The sequence below is a fragment of the Geodermatophilus sp. SYSU D01186 genome (genome assembly GCF_054050215.1).
Window position 1 is genome coordinate 1 of the sequence record NZ_JBJGYW010000060.1, and the last position, 17,486, is coordinate 17,486.

A 17,486-nucleotide genomic window follows, 5' to 3' on the forward strand; every position below is an offset into this window, starting at 1 on the left:
GGTGCCGGCAGCAGCAGGCGGACAAGTCCGCTCAAAGGCACGAAGCCAGTCAGACCTGGAGTCACACCCACTGCCACCGGCCGTCAGCCCATCACCGATGGACCGACCCGGCCAGGCTCACAGTCAGGCCTCGCCGGTCCGGCGCGCGACGGCCGGCGGGCCGCTCGCTGCCAGAACGGACGGCGCCCCCGCTGCACCCGTCGGTCGGGAGGTACGGTGAGGCCGAGCGTCGGGCAGGTCTCGCGCTCCTCGTGCGTCTGACCGAGGCGTACCCGAGCACCGACCCTGCCGTGCGGGGTCCTGGAGCCGAGGTCGCCCCGCCGCGCACGCGGCTTCATCCGGAGGGCGAACGGCATGTCCAGCAACCTCGACGCGCACCGCCCGGACCCCGCCGAGGCGCTGGAGCAGCTCGGCCGCCTCGCCCTGCGCGAACACACCATGCAGTCCCTGCTGCAATCGGTGGCCGACCTGACCCAGGAGGTCATGCCCGGCCACCCGGAGACGTCGGTGTCCCTGCTGATCAACGACAAGCCCAGCACCGCCGTCTACACCGGACGGCTGGCCATGGACTGCGACGAGAGCCAGTACGGCCGCGGATACGGCCCCTGCCTGCACGCAGCCAGCACCGGCGAACTCGTGGAGATCGCCAACATGCAGACCGAGACCCGGTGGCGGGACTACACGGCACGCGCCGTCGAGCACGGCGCCCGCAGCTCGCTGTCGGTACCGCTGCCGATCAGCGAGGGCGTCCGCGGGGCGCTGAACATCTACGCCCGCGAGCCCGACGTCTTCGACGAGGACAGCCGATCGGTCGCCACCCGCTTCGCCCCCTACGCCGCCGTCGCCGCGGCGAACATGTACGCCTACGAGGACGCCCGCGACATGGCCGAGCACTATGAGCGTGCCCTGGGATCCCGGGCGGGGATCGACCAGGCCAAGGGCATCCTCATGGAGCGCTACAAGCTCACCCCTGACACGGCCTTCCAGGCCCTCGCCAGGGTGTCGATGCAGACCAACACCAAGGTCAGAGACGTCGCGGAGACTCTCGTGAGGACCGGCGTCTTCCCACCCTGACCCGGCCCGCCTCGACGTCCGGGTACGAGACGGGCGGCCTGAGGCCGCCTCCAGAGATGCCTCTCGCAGCCGGACGAACCTGCCCGTGACGGCTCTCGTCACCATCACGTCACTGGAGGACACGCACGATCGAGAGGGAGGGCCGCACCGGCGCTCGCTACCTCGTCGACGACGACGTCTCGCCAGGGGCCCGCGCCACGGTGGGGTGCAGGCCGGTCCGCCAGCGAAAGGACGCCTCGGCGGGGATCGTCAGGGGCAGGTGGTCGGGCGCGGACGGCCGGGCGAGCAGGTACCCGCTGGCGGAGTCCACCCCGAGGGCGCTGAGCGCGGTCAGCTGAGGCAGGGTCTCGACCCCCTCCGCGATGACGTGCGCGCCGATGGCCTGCGCCAACGTCACGATGCCGGCCACCAACGCCGCGCCGCGAGCCGTCCCCAGGTCGTGGACGAAGGACTTGTCCACCTTGATGACGTCGACCGGGAACTCACGCAGGCGGGCCAGCGAGCTGTAGCCGGTCCCGAAGTCGTCGATGGCGATCGCCACCCCCAGGTCGCGTATCCGCTCCAGTACCTCCCCCGCCCGGGAGCAGTCGGCGAGCACCGACTCGGTCACCTCGATCCCGAGGCGATGCGGGGGCAGGCCGGCCCGGTCCAGCTGGGCAGCGAGCCGGGCGGGGAACCCGCAGTCGGCCAGCTGCTGGGGGGCCACGTTGACCCACACCCGGAGCTCCGGGAGGTGCGCCCACCGGCCGGCCTGCTCGACGGCTCGGGCGAGGACCAGCTCGCCGATGCGGTGGATCAGCCCCGTCTCCTCGGCGACCGGGATGAACTCCTGCGGACCGACGAGGCCACGGACGGGATGCCGCCACCGGACCAGGGCCTCGACGTGGCAGATGCGCTCGACCCGGAGGTCGAAGGCGGGCTGGTACTCCACCACCAGCTCGTCCCGCTCCAGGGCGTGGCGCAGGTCGTTCTCCATCTCGACCCGGTGCATCGACTCCACGTGCATCTGCTCGTCGAACCAGACAGCCCGTTCCCGTCCGGTGTCCTTGGCGCGGTAGAGCGCCGCGTCGGCCTCCCGGAGGAGGATGTCGAGATCGGCCGGACCGGTCGCCGTGGCCAGGCCGACGCTGACGGTGACGAGGAGGCGCGCACCCACCTCGACCGGCTCCCGGCTCGCCTCGATGACCTCCTGGGCGAACCGGCCGGCCTCCTCGGCGGAGCGGTCCACCAGGACCACCACGAACTCGTCGCCACCGAATCGGGCCACCGCATCCGCCGGACCGGCCAGAGCGGCGAGACGGCGAGCGAACTCGCCCAGCAGGCGGTCGCCTGCGCCGTGCCCCAGGCTGTCGTTGACCAGCTTGAACCGGTCCAGGTCGATGAAGGCGACGGTGAGGCGGGCCTCCGGCCGTCCGGCGAGGACCCGGTCCACCTCCTGCAGCAGCCCGGCGCGGCTCAGCAGACCGGTCAGCTCGTCGTGCGTGGCCCGGTGGGCCAGGTCGCGCTGCGCCCGTTCGGCTGCCGCGCGGGCCGCCCGCTCGGCGGCCAGCAGGCGTTCCCGCTCCCGCTCCATGGCGCGCCGCTCGGAGATGTCCCGGAAGTAGATGGCGATCCCGCCCCGGCGCAGGGGGTACACGCGGGCCTCGCACCACAGATCCGCCCCGTCGTAGCGCGCCTCGAGGGTGGCGGTCCGTCCGGTGCGCGCGACCTGGCGGTAGGTCTCCTCGAACTCGGTACCGAGCAGGGCGGGGAACCGCTCCCAGATGTCCTCGCCCACGACCTCGTCACGGCAGACGCCCAGCCGGGCCTCGGCCTGTGCGTTGATGTACGTCATCCGCCAGTCGGCGTCGACGCCGATGTACATGTCGCTGATCGACTCGAGGTTGTCGATGAGCTCGGCCGCCGTCCGCGTGGTCGCCTCCGACCGCGCCGCCTCGGCCTCCGCCGTGCTCACGTCCCGGAAGGACACGTACGCCCGCCGGGAGTCCCCGTCGAGGAACGTGGCGGTGGTGACCTCGGCAGGGAAGGTGGACCCGTTGCTGCGGCGCAACCGGAACACCCCGCGGAACACACCTTCCCGGGCCCGGGTCTCGAGCGCCTGCCTCCACCGGGGGTCGCGCCGGTCGACGACCCCGTCCCGGCCCAGCTCGACCAGCTCGAGCTCCGTCCGGCCGAGCAGCTCGCAGGCCCGCGCGTTCGCACCGAGGGTGCGCCCGTCGGCCGAGGTGATCAGCACCCCGTCGAGACCGTGGACGAACAGTGCCTCGTAGACGCTGCTGCGCAGCGTCGAGGGAGCCGACTCGAGGATCACACCGGCGTATCGGCGGATCGACGGTTCCGGTTGACCGTGTTCCGCAATTCGGGTGAGCCGGTTCTGCCGGGGCGCCCCGTGCCTCGGAGCGGCGATCACGGCCTCCCCGGGTCGCGTGCGGTGGCCGGCCGGTGGGCCGGCAGGCGGGAACGTCTCGAGTATCGGTCGGCGCACGAGGGGGTCGTGCCGGACGACGGGGCGCGATACCGATGGGTCCGATCGGCGCCGGCGATGGCCGGCAGCGGACCGTGCCGCGGATCAGTCGCCGAGGCGCTCCCGGCACCGCCGCCGGTAGGCGTCCAGGAACGCGCGACCGGCAGCCCCTCGGACGGCCTCGTCCCTGGTCGCGACGCCGAGTTCCCACGTCGGCGCACCGCCGAGGGTGGCGACCGTGAGGTCCCCGAACAGGGTCTCGTCCACGCAGGCCAGCGGGCCGCACGCGATGCCCATCCCGCGGCGGACCAACGTCAGGACGCCGAACCACTCGTCCACCTCGAGACGCACGCGGCGGGGCAGGTCGCGCTCGGCGAACATCCGGTCGAACAGCTCGCGGACCCACCACCCTCGCGGCAGGTCGATCAGCGGCTCGTCGACCACGTCGCCCAGTTCCACGTCCCGGCCCCCCGCGAGCCGGTGCCCCGGCGGGCAGAGCAGGACCAACGGCGTGCTGAGTAGGGGATCGAAGCGCACGACCGGCGTCGTCCGGTGCGTCAGCGGCGTGATGGCGAAGTCAGCCGTGCCCTCGGCAACCAGGCCGAGGAGGTCGCGCGCGCCGTCGTGGAGCACGCTGATCGCCACCCCCGGATGCTGCTCCTGGAAGGGCCGGATCGTCTCGAACACGTCGACGTCCCTCGGCACTGCCACCGTCGCGACGCGGACGAACCCGCGGAGCAGACCCGCGACCTCGGCGACGGCGTCACGAGCCCGCTCGGCGTCGTGCAGCGCCGCCCGGGCGGGCTCGAGGAGAGCACGGCCGGCGTCGGTCAGCTCGGCACCCTTGCGGCCGCGGGTGAACAGGTCGGTGCCGAGCTCCTTCTCCAGTCCCAACAGGGACGCAGACAGGCTCGACTGGACCATGTACAACCGCGCCGCGGCGCGGGTGAACGAGCCCTCCTCGACCACCGCCAGGAAGTACTCCAGCTGCCTGAGCTCCACCCCGACCGCCTCCGTCCACCCTCTCGGAACGTCCAGCCCCCCGGGGGCGCCCGACCCGGCCGCGGCACCTATCCCTGCTGCCCCAGGTTGGTGACGAGGTTGACGGCCACGGCGATGACGACGGTCCCGAACAGGTACGACAGCAGAGCGTGTCCGAGGGCGACCTTGCGGATCGACGTGTCCTGGAGCTGGGTGTCCGGCATGGCGAAGCTCATCCCCACGGTGAACGCGACGTAGGCGAAGTCGCTGTAGGCGGGCGGTTCCCGCTGGCCGAAGTCGATGCCGCCGTCCCCGCCGGAGTAGTACCAGCGTGCGTACTTGAGGGCGAAGACCGTGTTGACCAGCGCCCACGACAGGATCACCACCAGGACGCCGAGCAGCACGGTGGCGACGCCGACAGCGTCCCCGGAGCCGGACCGGACGAGGCCCTCGACGACGGCGGCGAGGCTGGCCACCGCCGCACCCAGCACGGCCGTGTCCGTGACCCGGGTCCGCCCCTCCTCCTCGGCCAGCCGTTTGGTCCCCTCCGCGTCGCGCGGCCAGCTGATCCGCCACACCCAGAACAGCAGGCCGCCGGCGGCGACGGCCCAGCCGACGAGCACCGCGATCTCCGGGACGCCGGCGACCGTGGTCAGTTCGGCCGCGACGAGGCCGCCGCCGAGACAGATCATCAGGCGGCGCCACGACAGGATCGTCGGCCGCCGGCCCGCCTCCACCGCCGTCCCGCCGCCTGCGGCGCTCACCCCATGGCCCCGCACCGGGCCGGCGACGGCCCGGCGCCGGCCCACCGTCCGGCGTGGCGCCGGGGACCGGGGCGGTCCGCCCGTCGGCGCTTCAGCCACCCGGACGGAACACGGCACGGACGCACCCGTCCTCCTTGTCCTTGAACATCCGGTAGCCCTTCGGCCCGTCGTCGAGCGGCATCACGTGGGTGGCGAGGTGCTCGGTCCTCACCTCGTCCCGGCTCATGCGGTCGAGGATCTCCGGGATGTAGCGGTGCCCGTGCTGCTGGGCGCCGCGCAGGGTCAGCGCCTTGTTCATCACCGCGCCGAGGGGGAACTTGTCCACGAGACCGGCGAAGACGCCGAGGGTGAACACCGTCCCGCCCTTCCGGCAGGAGTAGATCGCCTCGCGCACCGCCGTGGGCCGGTCGGTCTGCAGCCGCAGCTGCTGCTTGACCTGGTCGTAGAGGTACTGCGGGCCCGGGCTGTGCGCCTCCATGCCCACCGCCTCGATGCAGACGTCCGGTCCCCGCCCACCGGTCATCTCGCGCAGCTCGGCGGGGACGTCGACCTCCTCGTAGTCGAGGGTCTCCGCCCCGATGTGCGTGCGGACCTGCTCGAGCCGGTTGTCGTACCGGTCGATGACGACGACCCGCTCGGCGCCCATGAGCATGGCCGCGCGGGCGGCCATCTGGCCCACTCCCCCGGCACCCCACACCGCGACGACGTCACCCGGCCGGACCTCGGCCTGGTGCGCCCCCGTCCAGCCGGTGGGTGCGGCGTCGGAGGCGAACAGCGCCCGCTCGTCGGAGACGCCGTCGGGGACGGCGAACGCCCCCTGGTCGGCGTAGGGCACCCGGATGTAGGGCGCGTGGCTGCCCGCCCACCCGCCCATCGCGTGGGAGTAGCCGTAGCAGCCGCCGATGGCCTGTCCCCACAGCGCCTCGGTGATCCCCGGGTTGGGGTTGCCGTTGTCGCACAGCGACCACAACCCCTGCCGGCAGTACCAGCACTGCCCGCAGCTGGTGAAGGAGACCACCACCACGCGGTCGCCCACCCGGTGCTTCGTCACGCCGCGGCCGACCTCGGCGACCGTGCCCATGAACTCGTGCCCCAGCACGTCGCCGGCGCGCATGGCGGGGATGTAGCCGCCCACCAGGTGCAGGTCCGAGCCGCAGGTCGCGGACAGTCCGACCTCGAGGATGATGTCGTGGTCGTTGAGGATCTTCGGCTCGGGGACGTCCTCGACGCCGATCTCGTTGACCCCGCGCCAGGTCACCGCCTTCACCGGACACCTGCCCTGGGCGCCACCCGGGTCCACGCCTCGAGGAGCGCGCCGCCGGGGGTCGCCGTCCGCTTGCCGTGCGGCGCGGGGTCCACCGCCAGCACCTCACCCACCTCGATGAGCTGCTTGGCCCGGCGCAGCGCGGACCGCAGCTCGGCCTGAGGGTCGCTGCCGCTCAGCCGGCTGAAGGCGGGTCCCGACGACGGCCGGTCGCGCAGCCGGGCCGCCAACTCCGTGCCCTTGCCGCCGGGGGCCGGGCGGACGCGGACCTCGATCCGGTCGCCGAGCTCGGCCAGGGGTGCGGGCAGCTGCGCGGTGTCCACGTCGGACGGCTCCCGGTAGACGGTCACCACGAGCCACCCGGACGCCGGCTCCCCCGCGCCGGCCGGCCGGGCGGCGGAGGGGTCGATGGCCGACCGCACCTGGCGGACGACACTCCCGCCGGCGCGGGCGGCGAGGGACGCCACGTTCCCGATGGAGCTGGTCATGCCCGACCCCCCGCGGCGGCGGCCTGCGGGGCCCGCGCGAACTCCTGCACGATGCGCTGGCAGAAGGCCGGCAGGTCGTCGGGTGACCGGCTCGTCGTGATGTTGCCGTCGGTGACGACCTCCTCGTCGACCACCTCGGCCCCGGCGTTGCGGAGGTCGGTGCGCACGCTCGGCCAGGACGTCAGCCGGCGGCCGCGCGCGACGTCGGCCTCGACGAAGTTCCACGGGCCGTGGCAGATCGAGGCGACCGGCTTCCCCGACTGGACGAAGTCCCGGACGAACTGCACCGCGGCGGGTTGCATCCGCAGTTTGTCCGGGTTCACCGTCCCGCCCGGCAGGAGCAGCGCCTCGAAGTCGTCGACCGACACCGCGCCGACCAGCTGGTCGACCGCGAAGGTGCCAGCGTCCTCGAGGTCGTGGTCGCGCGCCTGGATCTCGCCGCTGGTGATGGAGACGACGACGGTGCGGGCGCCGGCGTCCTCCAGCGCCTGCCGCGGCTGCTCCAGCTCCACCCGCTCCACCCCGTCGGCCGCGAGGATGGCGACCCGACGTCCGTTCAGCTCGCCTGCCACCTCAGGCACCCGCCCCCGCCGGGTGCAGGACGACCTTCGTCCAGCCGTCGTCCCGCTGGTCGAAGTGCTCGTAGGCCTCCGGCGCGCGGTCGAGGGGCAGCTCGTGGCTGACGATGAACGACGGCTCGGCCTTGCCCGCGGCGATGAGGTCGCGCAGCTGCCGGTTGTACTTCTTGACCGGCGCCTGGCCGCTGCCGATGTGCTGGCCCTTGAACCAGAACATGCCGAAGTCGAAGGCGAGCTTGCCCTGCTTGGCCAGATCGTCGCTGGCCCCCGGGTCCTGGGGCACGAAGACGCCGACGGTCCCGATCTTCCCGGTGAAGCGCACCGAGGCGACCAGCCGGTTCATCGTCAGGTTGGCCTGCTCCTGGCCGTCGGGCTCGTGCGCCTGGTAGCCGACGCACTCGCAGCCGTTGTCCGCCCCCAGCCCCATCGTCTGCTCGAGAACGGCCTGCACCGGATCGACCTTGGAGTCGTCGATGGCGATCGCGCCGATCGACTCGGCCAGCTTGAGCCGGTCGGGCTGCCGGTCGACGACCATCACCTTGCTGGCCCCTCGGATGGTCGCCGAGAGGGCGGCCATCAGCCCGACCGGGCCGGCGCCGTAGATGACCGTCTGGTCGCCGGGCTTCACGCCGGCCATCTCGGTGGCGTGGTAGCCGGTCGGGAAGATGTCGGCGAGCATCACGTAGTCGGTCTGGCGCTGCTCGGCGTCCTCCCCCAGCCGCAGGCAGTTGAAGTCACCCCAGGGCACGCGCAGCAACTCCGCCTGCCCACCGGCCCAGGGGCCCATGTCGGCGAAGCCGTAGGCAGCGCCGGCCATGTTCGGCTCCGGCTGCGCGGTCAGGCAGTAGTTCGTGAGCTGCTGCTCGCAGTTCTTGCAGTGCCCGCAGGCGATGTTGAACGGCAGGACGACGTAGTCCCCCACCTGCACCTTGTCGACCCCGTCGCCGACCTCGATCACCTGACCCAGGTTCTCGTGCCCGAACCAGCGGCCGGTCTCGAAGTCGGTCCGGCCCTCGTACATGTGCAGGTCCGAGCCGCAGATGTTCGCCGAGGTGATCCGCACCAGGACGTCGGTCGGCCGCTCGATCCGCGCGTCCGGTACGTCCTTGACGCTGACCTGCCGCGGACCTTCGTAGACCACTGCCTTCATGCTGTCTCCCTCGTCGCGGGTGTGCCCCACCGCCCGTGCCCGGGCCGGGATCCTGATTGCACCCGGCGGAGCAGGGGGCCGGTATCGGCAGACATGCCGATACCGGGCCGACGCACCCGCTGCAGCAGCCGTCATGGGTCGGCCTGCCGATGGAGACCCGCCCGGCAACGCGCCACAGTGCCGAGCGCAGGGCTCACGGACGGCGGTTCAGACCTGGTGCCGGCGACCGCGGCGGAGCACGCGAGGACGGACCATGCCGATCGAGAGCACCCATCGAGTCGCGACGCGAGTCGCCCCATGTGGCGCGGCACCACGACGACGCCCTCCGGAGGAACGTCGCGGAGGAGCCGGCTCGGATGCTGCGGGGACCGGGACGTACCAGGAGGCACCCGGCGCCTGTCGACCGCCCGGGGGTGGCGCGCCCGGCGCGGTGGTGCGCGACATCGGCCGATCGACCGATGCCCACGCGCCGTGACCGGTCCTAGCGTCGGAGCCGCGGTCGAACGACGGAATCCCCACGACCGGCGCTGCACGGTGCCTCCGGGAGCGGACATGGATCATGCGACGTTCACGCGCACCGCGGCCGAGCGGGCCGGGCTGCCCGAGGAGACGGCGGAGCGGATCGAGAACGCGACACTGCGGACCCTGGCCGACCGGATCAGCGGCGGTGAGGCCCAGGACCTCGCGGCGCGGCTCCCGGCCCGGCTCCAGGACGACCTGCGTCCCCCGCGCGAAGACGCGGAGGCGTTCCGGGTGGACGAGTTCGTGCGTCGGGTCGCCGAACGCAGGGACGTCGGTCCGGACGAGGCCCGGACCGGGGCCGCCGCCGTTCTGACCACGGTGCGGGAGGCGGTCACGCCCGGGGAGTTCGACGACGTCCTCTCCCAGCTGCCGCAGGAGCACCGGGAGCTGGTCGGGCCGATGGCCTGAGCCCGCAGGCGTCGGCCGACGGCCGGAGGAGCAGGACGGCAGCACGTCAGGAGGAGCCCGGTGATCCAGTACGCGACGTTCATCCAGGCCGTGGGAGCCCAGGCCGGCGCGGCCGAGACCGAGGAGGCTCGGCGGGCGGTGGAAGCCGTCATCGCCGCCGTGGCCGCCTCGCTGGAGGAGTCCGACCGCGAGCGGTTGGCCGCGGTCCTGCCCGGCTCGCTCCGGGGCGCCGCCGAGATCCGGGGCCGGGTCTGCACCCCGACAGCGGCGCCGCCCTGGTCTCCGCGGTGAGCGCCGGGTCCGGGTGCCCGGCCGAGCGGGCCCGCTTCTACACCCAGGCGGTCCTGTCCACGCTGGCCGGCTCCGAACCGGAACTGGCCAGCGCCCTCGCCCGGCGACTGCCGGACGGTGAGGAGCTGTTCTCCCCCATCGACCAAGGCGTTCCGCCGCGCGGCTCCGGGGTGCCGATCGGCCTGACCCCGCGACTGCTCGAGCGGGAGGAGATCGACCGCGCGCTCGCCGCCTTGGAGGGCTGGGAGGGCGACGAACACCGCCTGCGGCGCACCGTCGTGCTCCCGCCCGAGCGCCAGCGGCCCCTGCGCGACGCCGTTGCCCGCGCCGAGCTCGACGTGACCCACCACGCGCGGGTCGAGCAACTGCAGGACGCGGTCACCTTCGAGGTCTGGACGCATTCGCTCGACCGTGTCACCGACATGGACCTCGAACTCGCCCGGCGGATCGACGCGGCGATCGCCGCAGTCGGGTCCTCGGGCTGACCCGCCCACGGCCCGCCGGACACCGACGGCCACGACCAGGAAGGCAACCCTGTGACCGATCCGATCACCCCCGACGAGATCGTGCGGTACCTGCAGGACGTCGACCACCCGGCCGGCAAGGACGCGCTGGTCGCCGCCGCCGAGCGGGCGGGCGCCCCCGAGGCGGTGGTCCGCAGCCTCCGGGCCATCCCGGTGGTCGAGTACCGCAACCGTGCGGAGGTGGCGCGGTCGGTGCCCGTCGACCCCGGAGCCGGCCGGTCGGCGAGCCGGGCGGCCGAGCAGGCCCGCACGCGTGCCCCGAGCGGTGTCGCCGAGCACATGCGCGAGCCCCGGTAGGACCGGTCATCGGCACCCGTCATCACGCCGGCTGAGTGCCGGCGATCGGACTGCCTGCCCGCCGACGGGCTCAGGTCCGCGGCGCCAGCTCGTAGGTCGGTCCCAGATCGGTGCGGCTGGTGTCGGGGACCTCGTGCAGGATCTTGGGCTCGCTGTGCAGCAGGCGGTGGACGGCGGCCCGCGCCCGGTCGAGGTCCAGGCCGGCGCGGCCGGCGATGTCCTGCAGGTGCGGAGCGCCGGCGCCCACCTCTGCCTCGGCCACGGCCCGGTAGACCACGGCGTCCTCGCCCGACAGGTCTTCGACTCGCATGGTGCTCCTCCTCGGGACGGCAGCCCGACATCGCGTCGGCACCGCAGGAGGCCTACCCGGCTCCGGCACCGGCACCCGGACGGCGGGCAGACATCGGCAGGTCTGCCGATGGCTTCCCCCGGCGGCGTCCCCGAGATTGGGAGCACCGGGAGCGGTGTGACGCGTCCGGTCTCCGGGAGGAACCCGAGGAGGAGCATTGCAGTACGACGACTTCGTCTCGTCCGTGCAGGCCCGTGGGGGCAGCCCCCGCGACGAGACCGAGACGCTCGTCCACGCGACGTTGCGCGTGCTGGCCGAGCGGCTCACCGCCGGTGAGGCCGACGACCTGCGCGCCCAGCTGCCGGGGGAGCTGCAGGCCGACCTGATCCCGCCGGAGCCGGAGGCACAGCCCTTCGGGCCCGACGAGTTCGCCCGGCGGGTCGCGCGGATGGCACGCGTGCCCGAGGCAGGGGCTCGGGAGGGGATGGTCGCCGTCCTCGCCACGACCCGCGACGCGGTCGAGCCGGGCGAGTTCGACGACGTGTTGACCCAGCTGGGCGGGGAGTTCGCTCGGCTCGTGCCCGGATCGAGGTAGCTCCGACGGTGGGGGCCCCGACACGAGCGGAACCGCAGCCCACGCCGGCCGACCGGCGTCCTCCGGCAGTCGGCGTCAGGCCCGCCACCCGACCACATCGTGGTCGTGGCCCTCCTGTACGTCGGGGCGGTCTCGGCGACCGGGACCCCGCCGCTCCACCGACGGCTCGGCGGATCCAGCCCTCGCCTCCGGCTGGGCCTCGGACGCCGTCAGGTCCCGGAGGCAGCCCGCGCGGAACCGTTGTCCGCCCGCAAGCACCCGGCTCGCCGGACGTCACCGTCCGGCGAGCCGTCCGCGAGCCTCGAGTGCTCGTGCAGCGCACTGCGTGATCGCCGCACCGAACGACACCGGATGGAGGAATGATGAGCGAGTCAGAGCTGGAGGAGACCGGGACCGGAGACGCCGCCAAGCGCATCGGTCAGGCGCCCACGACCACGGACGTGACCGATCCGGAGCGGTCCTCCCGGAACACCGCCGCCGGCTCGGGTTCCGAGCCGGGCGAAGGGCCCGTCCGGCCGGACGCCGACGAGGGGGTGGATCCCTCGGCCAGCATCGAGCCGCACAACGAGGGACTCGTCTGACACGACGGCCCCGCAGCCGCCGGCTGCGGGGCCGTCGCCCTGATCGGTGCAGGCCTCCTTCAGTGCACCGGCCGCCGCCCGTCGGACCCCGCGTTCGTCAGCGACTTCGCCACGCTCCGGGCGCCGGCGTAGATCGCTCCGGCCGCCGCCACCCACGGGCCCGCGACGATCACCGGGTCGAGCGGCTGGTGCTTGAGGTCCGTGCGGTGCTGCCCGACCCGCGACCGCAGGCCGTGGCGGGTGAACTCGGCCTTCACCCCGGTCTCGGTGATCGGGTTGTCCGGGTGGAGCGTGAGGAACGACTTCAGGTGGTGCTCCCACGCGTCCACCCGGTCGGCGAAGATGAGCAGCAGCCAGTGCGCCGCCCGGCCCTCGCTGTAGCGGTAGGCGTAACGGCGGATGGCCCCCGAGACGCCCGACGGCGGCTGGGCGGTGCCGAACACCGGGGTGAGCATCTTGTGCTCGACCGAGCGCTCCCGCGGGTACCTCTCCGGCTGTCGCTCGGGAAACTCCCAGTGCGCGCCGGTGAAGTCCTCCTGGAACTGCAGCTTCGGCACCGCCGGCCGGTCCTTGGGGTCGAGGTCGACGCCCCAGCCCGGGATGCGCTTGCGCAGTTCCTCGGACGACTCCGCGATCGGCGGCTTGTGCGGTGTGTAGGTCATCAGGGTCTCCTGTCGCTCACGCCGCGGTCGGGACGACGAGGGGCTTGATGCAGCCGTCGAGCTTGGCCGAGAACATGTGGTAGCCCTCGGCGATGTCCTCGAGGGGCACGCGGTGGGTGGCCAGCTCACTGGGCTTGAGGTAGCCGTTGCGCACGTGCTCGATCAGCCGGGGCCACTGCCGTTTCACCGGGCACTGGTTGGTGTGGATCGTCAGCCCCTTGTTCATCGCGTCGCCGAACTTGACGGCGCTGAACAGCGGGCCGTAGGCGCCCATCACCGAGATGGTCGCGCCCTTGCGGACGGAGTCGATCGCCCAGTTCAGCGCGACCGGGGAACCGCCCTGCAGCTTGAGCTTGGACGAGGTGACGTGCTGGATGAAGTTGCCGTCCGCCTCCGCGCCCACGCAGTCGATGGCGACGTCTGCGCCCAGGTAGTCGGTGGTCTTCTTCATCTCCAGGACGATGTCGCCGTACTCGGTGAAGTTGTAGGTCTCGGCATGGGCGAAGGTGCGCGCCTTCTCCAGCCGGTAGTCCAGGTGGTCGATGACGATCACCCGGCCGGCACCCATCAGCCAGGCCGACTTCGCGGCCACGAGTCCCACGGGCCCGGCGCCGAAGACGATGACGACGTCCCCCTCGACGATGTCGCCGAGCTGCGCCCCGAAGTAGCCGGTCGCCGTCATGTCGGTCAGCAGCACCGCGTCCTCGTCGGCCATCCAGTCCGGGATCCTCGACGGGCCGACGTCGGCGAACGGCACCCGCACGTACTCCGCCTGGCCCCCGTCGTAGCCCCCGGTCGTGTGCGAGTAGCCGTAGATGCCTCCGACGGCGGTGGCGTTCGGGTTGACGTTGTGGCAGTTGGAGTACAGACCTCGCGCGCAGTACCAGCAGGTGCCGCAGAAGATGTTGAACGGCACCATCACCCGGTCCCCGACCTGCAGGTTCCGCACGGACGACCCCACCTCGTCGACCACACCCATGATCTCGTGGCCGAAGGTGTGACCGATGCGGGTGTCCGGCATCATGCCGTGGTAGAGGTGCAGGTCAGAGCCACAGATCGCGGCGAGCTGCACCCGGACGATGGCGTCGTTGGGGTGCTCGATCTTCGGCCGGTCCTTCTCCTCCATCCTGACCTTGTACGGACCTCGGTACACCATCGCTCGCATCGGATCCCCTCCTGGGGCGCGGGCCCCGGGGCTCGTGAGGCACCACGGGGTGCCCAGCGGCCGGCTCTGCTCACCGGCCCCCTGACTCTGCGCCGGCTGTCCCACCGCGGCCACCGCACAGCCGGACCCACCGCGAGGTTCGGGCGAAAGATCGGCAGATCTACCGATGCTCGACGTCGCCCGGTCTCGCTGTGATGAGCTTCGCCCTGGGCCGTGTCCGCCTGTGGGGTGCGGGTATCCCGCTCACCGCTGAGCAGCCGGCCGGCGAGAACCACTCCGTGGCCCCCGATCGAGCTGCCGCTGCGGGGAAGTTCCTCCATCTCCGTGCCATCGAGCGACAGGGGACGACATGCCCACCAGACGCAGGCTCAGGGGCCGCAGGCTCGCAGTGCTGGCGGCCGACGGCTTCGAGAAGGTCGAGTTGGTGGTTCCGCTGCGAGCCCTGAAGGCGGCCGGCGCCGAGGTGGACGTCGTGTCCCTGCGGCGCGGACGGATCCGCGGGGTGAACCTGCACATGCCGGCCAGTCGGGTCCGCGTGGACAAGACGGTCGGCGCAGCCGATCCCGGCGACTATGACGGGCTGCTGTTGCCGGGTGGGTTCATCAACCCCGACCTCCTCCGGCAGTCCGCCCCGGCGCGGGAGTTCGTCCGGGCGTTCGCCGCGAGTGACAAGCCCATCGCGACCCTCTGTCATGGACCGTGGGTGCTCGCATCGGCGGGACTCGTGGACGGGCGGACCCTCACCTCCTGGCCCGGGATCCGCGACGACCTGGTGAACGCGGGTGCCACCTGGCTCGATCAGGAGCTCGTCCGGGACGGGAACCTCACCACGAGCAGAGGGCCCCAGGACATGTCCGCCTTCGTCCGGGGCATGCTCGATGCCTTCGCGACGACGTCGCCGGAGCCGGCGACGACAGCACCGCGTCGTGAGTCCGATCGGCAACGCGAGGCCCCCATCGGCTGGGCCGTCGCCGCGCTGCGATGGTCGCCGAAACCGTCGGCCGCCGCCGTGCTGGGCATCGGTGTGGCCGCTGCGGCCCAGCGCGCCCTGCGTGGCCCGGCTGCGCAGAGCTGGAGGACCCGGGCGGCAGCTCGCGCCGGGTGATGTCCCCGACCGTGGTGGCTGCTGCGCGCGGCCTGTGATGCGGCGTCGCACGTACACGTCGTCGGGGTCGGGGCGGCGGATCCCTCCGCCGGCATCGAGCCCCACGACCAGGGTGTCCCCTGACCCTGACGGCCCCGCAGTCACCGGCTGCGGGGCCGTCGCCCTGATCAGGGCAGCCGAGCGTTCACGCCTGCGCCGTCGCGGCCTCCCGCGCGTCCTCCACCTCCAGTTCGAGGTCGCCGTCCCGGACCACGACGCGCACCCGCTGGCCGCTGCGCACCCGGCCGTCGAGCATCAACCGGGAGAGCCGGTTGTCCAGCTCACGCTGGATGGCTCGGCGCAGCGGGCGGGCGCCGAACTGCGGTTCGAACCCGCGCTCGGCGAGCCAGCCGACCGCCTCCGGAGTGAACTCGACCTCGATGCCCTGGGCCCGCAGCCGCCGGCGGGTCTCGTCGAGCAGCAGGTCGGTGATCCGCTCCAGTTGGGTGTGGTGCAGCTGCTGGAACACCACGATCTCGTCGATCCGGTTGAGGAACTCCGGCCGGAACGACTCGCGCAGCCGCCGCATGAGCCGGTCGCGGAGCCCCGCGTCCGACGACGCACCGTCGCCGGCGCCGAAACCCAGCGGGGCGTTGCGGCCCTGGATGAGCTCCGACCCCAGGTTGCTCGTCATGATCAGCACGGTGTTGCGGAAGTCGACCGTGCGGCCCTGGGAGTCGGTGAGCCGGCCGTCGTCCAGCACCTGCAGCAGGGTGTTGAAGACGTCGGGGTGGGCCTTCTCGATCTCGTCGAAGAGCACCACCGAGTACGGCCGGCGGCGCACCGCCTCGGTCAGCTGCCCGGCGTCCTCGTACCCCACATAGCCGGGCGGGGACCCGACCAGCCGGCTGACGGTGTGCCGCTCCTGGAACTCGCTCATGTCGAGGCGGATCATCCGGTCCTCGTCGCCGAAGAGCGCCTCGGCCAGGGCGCGGGCCAGCTCGGTCTTGCCGACGCCGGTCGGGCCGAGGAACAGGAAGCTGCCGATCGGCCGGTCCGGATCCCCCAGCCCGACCCGGGAGCGGCGCACCGCCTCGGCCACCACGCGCACCGCGTCCTCCTGGCCGACGACGCGCTCGTGCAGGTGCTGCTCGAGGTGCAGCAGGCGCTCCATCTCCTCCTGGGTGAGCTGGCTGACCGGGATGCCGGTGGCCCGGGACACCACCTCGGCGATGTCCTCGACGCCGACCTCCGGCACACCCGACCCGCCCACGCCCGGACCCGCGCCGCCGCCGTCCCGGGCCTGGTCGAGCCGCTGCTGGGCCTCGGCGACCTGGTCGCGCAGCTCGGACGCCCGCTCGTACTGCTCGGCCGCGACCGCCTGGTCCTTCTCCCGCTGCAGCCGCTCGACGTCCTGCTCGAGCCCGCGCAGGTCGGTCGGGGGGGTCTTCACCCGGCGGCGCACGCGCGCCCCCGCCTGGTCGATGAGGTCGATGGCCTTGTCGGGCAGGTGCCGTTCGGTGATGTAGCGGTCGGAGAGCTCGACCGCGGCCCGGATGGCGTCGTCGGTGAACCGCACCTGGTGGTGGGCCTCGTAACGGTCCCGCAGGCCGCAGAGGATCTGCACCGTGTCCTCGACGCTCGGCTCGGGCACCAGGATCGGCTGGAAGCGGCGCTCCAGCGCGGCGTCCTTCTCGATGTTGCGCCGGTACTCGTCCAGCGTCGTGGCGCCGATGATGTGCAGCTCGCCGCGGGCCAGCGCCGGCTTGAGCATGTTGCCGGCGCCGCCGGAGCCCTCGGACGCGCCCGCGCCGACGACGGTGTGCAGCTCGTCGATGAAGACGATGACCTCGTCGCTGTGCTCGCGGATCTCGTCGATGATCCTCTTGATCCGCTCCTCGAAGTCCCCGCGGTAGCGGGTGCCGGCCACCAGCCCGGTGAGGTCGAGCTCCACCAGCCGCCGTCCGCGCAGGGTCTCCGGCACGTCGCCGTCGACGATCTGCGCGGCGATGCCCTCGACGATCGCGGTCTTCCCGACGCCGGCCTCCCCGATGAGCACGGGGTTGTTCTTGCGTCGCCGGGAGAGCACCTCGACGGTCTGCTCGATCTCCTGCTCCCGGCCGATCACCGGGTCGATCTCACCGTTGCGCGCCATCGCGGTCAGGTCGCGGCCGTACTCGTCCAGCGTCGGGGTGCTCGACGGGGGCCGGCCGGCCCCGCCGTGCCCACCGCCGGGGCCGGCGGCGGGGGCCCGGCGGGCCCGCTTGAGGGGCTCAGGCCGTCCCCCACCCGGGCCCAGCAGCCG

Annotated in this window: 19 protein-coding genes; 8 read left to right on the forward strand and 11 right to left on the reverse strand. The window is 72.8% G+C overall.

Annotation, left to right across the window (positions count from 1 at the left end):
• The first annotated feature begins 354 nt into the window (after positions 1-354).
• A complete protein-coding gene (locus ACI784_RS24510; protein WP_456925416.1) occupies positions 355-1,074 on the forward strand; it encodes an ANTAR domain-containing protein in 720 nt (239 codons plus the stop codon).
• 157 nt (positions 1,075-1,231) lie between these two features.
• Here ACI784_RS24510 and ACI784_RS24515 read toward each other — a convergent pair whose 3' ends face one another.
• From ACI784_RS24515 to ACI784_RS24545, 7 genes are all read right to left on the reverse strand, one after another.
• Positions 1,232-3,385, reverse strand: a complete 2,154-nt coding sequence (locus tag ACI784_RS24515; RefSeq protein ID WP_456925417.1) for a putative bifunctional diguanylate cyclase/phosphodiesterase — start codon at positions 3,383-3,385, stop codon at positions 1,232-1,234.
• Positions 3,386-3,643: 258 nt separating this feature from the next.
• Positions 3,644-4,540: a LysR family transcriptional regulator gene (locus ACI784_RS24520; RefSeq protein ID WP_457015250.1), complete on the reverse strand. Its 897-nt coding sequence runs from the start codon at positions 4,538-4,540 to the stop codon at positions 3,644-3,646.
• A gap of 68 nt (positions 4,541-4,608) precedes the next feature.
• Positions 4,609-5,283, reverse strand: a complete 675-nt coding sequence (locus tag ACI784_RS24525; RefSeq protein WP_457015251.1) for a DUF1345 domain-containing protein — start codon at positions 5,281-5,283, stop codon at positions 4,609-4,611.
• Positions 5,284-5,374: 91 nt separating this feature from the next.
• Complete coding sequence (locus ACI784_RS24530) at positions 5,375-6,550, reverse strand: zinc-dependent alcohol dehydrogenase (RefSeq protein WP_456925420.1); 1,176 nt, start codon at positions 6,548-6,550, stop codon at positions 5,375-5,377.
• Positions 6,547-7,035: a hypothetical protein gene (locus ACI784_RS24535; protein WP_456925421.1), complete on the reverse strand. Its 489-nt coding sequence runs from the start codon at positions 7,033-7,035 to the stop codon at positions 6,547-6,549. Before ACI784_RS24535 ends, ACI784_RS24530 begins: the two co-directional genes overlap by 4 nt.
• Positions 7,032-7,607 (reverse strand): type 1 glutamine amidotransferase domain-containing protein, encoded by a 576-nt coding sequence (locus ACI784_RS24540; RefSeq protein WP_456925422.1) that lies wholly within the window; start codon positions 7,605-7,607, stop codon positions 7,032-7,034. The genes ACI784_RS24535 and ACI784_RS24540 overlap by 4 nt, the downstream gene beginning before the upstream one ends.
• A 1-nt stretch (position 7,608) precedes the next feature.
• Positions 7,609-8,763 carry a glutathione-independent formaldehyde dehydrogenase gene (locus ACI784_RS24545; RefSeq protein WP_456925423.1) on the reverse strand — a complete coding sequence of 385 codons (1,155 nt, stop codon included), beginning with the start codon at positions 8,761-8,763 and terminating at the stop codon, positions 7,609-7,611.
• Between the two features lie 552 nt (positions 8,764-9,315).
• On the opposite strand from ACI784_RS24545, the gene ACI784_RS24550 reads away from it, so the two are divergent.
• The 4 genes from ACI784_RS24550 to ACI784_RS24565 are packed head-to-tail and all read left to right on the forward strand — an operon-like array spanning position 9,316 to position 10,805.
• On the forward strand, positions 9,316-9,693 hold the full coding sequence (locus tag ACI784_RS24550; RefSeq protein ID WP_456925424.1) for a DUF2267 domain-containing protein: 378 nt from the start codon (positions 9,316-9,318) through the stop codon (positions 9,691-9,693).
• Positions 9,694-9,753: 60 nt separating this feature from the next.
• The gene (locus ACI784_RS24555) at positions 9,754-9,984 is read left to right on the forward strand and encodes a DUF2267 domain-containing protein (protein WP_457015252.1); all 231 of its coding nucleotides are present in this window, start codon (positions 9,754-9,756) and stop codon (positions 9,982-9,984) included.
• Positions 9,981-10,469, forward strand: coding sequence for a 4a-hydroxytetrahydrobiopterin dehydratase (locus ACI784_RS24560; RefSeq protein WP_457015253.1), 489 nt, complete (start codon positions 9,981-9,983; stop codon positions 10,467-10,469). Before ACI784_RS24555 ends, ACI784_RS24560 begins: the two co-directional genes overlap by 4 nt.
• 51 nt (positions 10,470-10,520) lie before the next feature.
• The gene (locus ACI784_RS24565) at positions 10,521-10,805 is read left to right on the forward strand and encodes a DUF2795 domain-containing protein (protein ID WP_457015254.1); all 285 of its coding nucleotides are present in this window, start codon (positions 10,521-10,523) and stop codon (positions 10,803-10,805) included.
• Between the two features lie 70 nt (positions 10,806-10,875).
• On the opposite strand, the gene ACI784_RS24570 is transcribed toward ACI784_RS24565, so the two are convergent.
• Positions 10,876-11,115 carry a hypothetical protein gene (locus tag ACI784_RS24570; protein WP_456925427.1) on the reverse strand — a complete coding sequence of 80 codons (240 nt, stop codon included), beginning with the start codon at positions 11,113-11,115 and terminating at the stop codon, positions 10,876-10,878.
• Positions 11,116-11,311: 196 nt separating this feature from the next.
• On the opposite strand from ACI784_RS24570, the gene ACI784_RS24575 reads away from it, so the two are divergent.
• Both ACI784_RS24575 and ACI784_RS24580 read left to right on the forward strand, forming a co-directional pair.
• Positions 11,312-11,689, forward strand: coding sequence for a DUF2267 domain-containing protein (locus ACI784_RS24575; RefSeq protein WP_456925428.1), 378 nt, complete (start codon positions 11,312-11,314; stop codon positions 11,687-11,689).
• A gap of 362 nt (positions 11,690-12,051) precedes the next feature.
• Complete coding sequence (locus ACI784_RS24580) at positions 12,052-12,270, forward strand: hypothetical protein (RefSeq protein ID WP_456925429.1); 219 nt, start codon at positions 12,052-12,054, stop codon at positions 12,268-12,270.
• A gap of 59 nt (positions 12,271-12,329) precedes the next feature.
• Here the strand turns inward: ACI784_RS24580 and ACI784_RS24585 are convergent, their stop codons facing one another.
• Positions 12,330-12,932, reverse strand: coding sequence for a hypothetical protein (locus ACI784_RS24585; protein WP_456925430.1), 603 nt, complete (start codon positions 12,930-12,932; stop codon positions 12,330-12,332).
• 16 nt (positions 12,933-12,948) lie between these two features.
• Complete coding sequence (locus ACI784_RS24590; RefSeq protein WP_456925431.1) at positions 12,949-14,097, reverse strand: zinc-dependent alcohol dehydrogenase; 1,149 nt, start codon at positions 14,095-14,097, stop codon at positions 12,949-12,951.
• A 388-nt stretch (positions 14,098-14,485) separates the two neighbouring features.
• Between ACI784_RS24590 and ACI784_RS24595 the strand changes: the two genes are divergently transcribed.
• The gene (locus ACI784_RS24595) at positions 14,486-15,202 is read left to right on the forward strand and encodes a type 1 glutamine amidotransferase domain-containing protein (protein ID WP_457015255.1); all 717 of its coding nucleotides are present in this window, start codon (positions 14,486-14,488) and stop codon (positions 15,200-15,202) included.
• A 184-nt stretch (positions 15,203-15,386) separates the two neighbouring features.
• On the opposite strand, the gene ACI784_RS24600 is transcribed toward ACI784_RS24595, so the two are convergent.
• Positions 15,387-17,486, reverse strand: a 2,100-nt coding sequence (locus ACI784_RS24600) for an ATP-dependent Clp protease ATP-binding subunit (protein WP_457015256.1), incomplete at its 5' end; no start/stop codon positions are given.